The organism is Ruegeria sp. R14_0 (assembly GCF_017743975.1).
In the GTDB taxonomy this organism is placed as follows: Bacteria; Pseudomonadota; Alphaproteobacteria; order Rhodobacterales; family Rhodobacteraceae; genus Ruegeria.
Genome location: NZ_JAGHRC010000024.1, coordinates 1 through 1,504, shown reverse-complemented (window position 1 = coordinate 1,504; position 1,504 = coordinate 1). Strand labels below are relative to the sequence as shown.

The 1,504-nt window shown below is 63.8% G+C and carries 1 protein-coding gene; it reads right to left on the bottom strand.

Going from position 1 to position 1,504, the window contains the following annotated elements:
- Positions 1 to 1,504 (bottom strand): chromosome partitioning protein ParB (locus tag J7416_RS22555; protein WP_209227943.1); only part of this gene is annotated, 1,504 nt, incomplete at both ends.

The following is a 1,504-nucleotide window of genomic DNA, read 5'->3' as shown; positions in this document are numbered from 1 at the left end:
CCGATCTCCTCGATGATCGGGGAGGGGCGATTGTCGGAGGAAAGCTGCGGCTTGACTGCCAGACCCGTCGCCCAGGCGAAAAGCGCCTGCTTGGCGGCAATGGGCAGCGCCGACATCGCCCGGAAGTTTTCGGGCTTCTCCAGCGTAATCCAGTCGGTGGCGAGGCCCTGCTCCAGCGCCTCGAGCATCTTCTGGGCAACAGTATCCGAATGCAGCACCTCGCGGTTCTGCGCCTGGAAGGGCCGGATCGAGATATCGAGCGCCTCGTTGTTGTAGGACCGCCCCAGAGCCTGCTCGCAGAGCGCGTAGAGCATCGCATCGAACGCCACCTCGAAATCCGCCGCCAGATGCGCCCGAAGGATATGCTGACGCGTCGCGCGCAGATCGTCGGCGAGGCTCGCCGAAATCCCGTTCGCCTTGCGCAAGGTCGCGGCCGGGTCGGAGGTGGGCACCGGTGTCGAGGAGGTTGGCGGCGTCACGTTCGGGCGGACAGGAGACGGGGCATCACCCGCGTCAGCACTATTTTCGCTCGGGACGACCGCAGCGGGGATATCTTCTGGCCGCACGAGGCCTTTCTCGACACGCAGCGCGCCGTCATGACCGATGGTCAGAACCACGCCCGCGATGGCACGATCTTCGTCCGCGTAAGGCTGCCGTTCGCGTTGCAGGGCCTCGATCTCGCGCAGGCGCGGCTCGATGGCATAATATTCTTCCGTCTCCGCGTCCGTCCAGTCCTCGCCGTCATTCTTCGCCGCCAGTTCTTCCTCGCGCGCAATGAGACGTTCTTCTTCGGTGAGCAGGTCCGGATCGGGGTCGATGTCCTGCGGATAGACCCGCCCGAAGCTGCGAAACGCGCCGTAATCCACCGAGAGATGCACCTCGACCCATTTCCACGTTCCCTCGAAGGTTTTCGCCGCAGCCTGCAGCTTTTCGATGGCGAGACGCTCTAGGAGTTCGGGGTTCTCCATATGGGCGCTGGCGCGGTCGTCGAAGAGATCGCGCAGCAGAACACCACCCGCCGCCTCATAGGCCTCAATGCCGACAAAGCGCCCGATGGCCGAGTTCGCCGAATGGGCGGTCTCGGTAAGATGGCGTTTGATGCTTTGCGGATGGATGTGATAGCCGCCCTTCACTGCGTTCCAGACCGCCAGCTGGCGATCATGGTCGTCGGTCAGTGTGAAAGCCATCACGCATTCAAGGGTCAGATCACCCGCGCGGAACTGCTCGATGATCTCGGGCGCGACACGGGCGAGTTTGAGGCGGCGGCGCACCAGGTCGACGGAGACGCCGAATTTGAGCGCGATCTCGTCTTCGCTGCGGCCCTCGGCGATCATCGCCTCAAAAGCCTCGAACTGGTCGGCGGGGTGCATCGCCGCGCGCTGGAGGTTTTCAGTTGCAGAAGTAAGGATGGCGTTGCGCTTATCATCGACGAGGCAGGGCACGGGGTGATCGGCGGGGATGACGCTGTCCTCAGCGAGCTGCTTCAGCGCCTTGAGGCGACGAC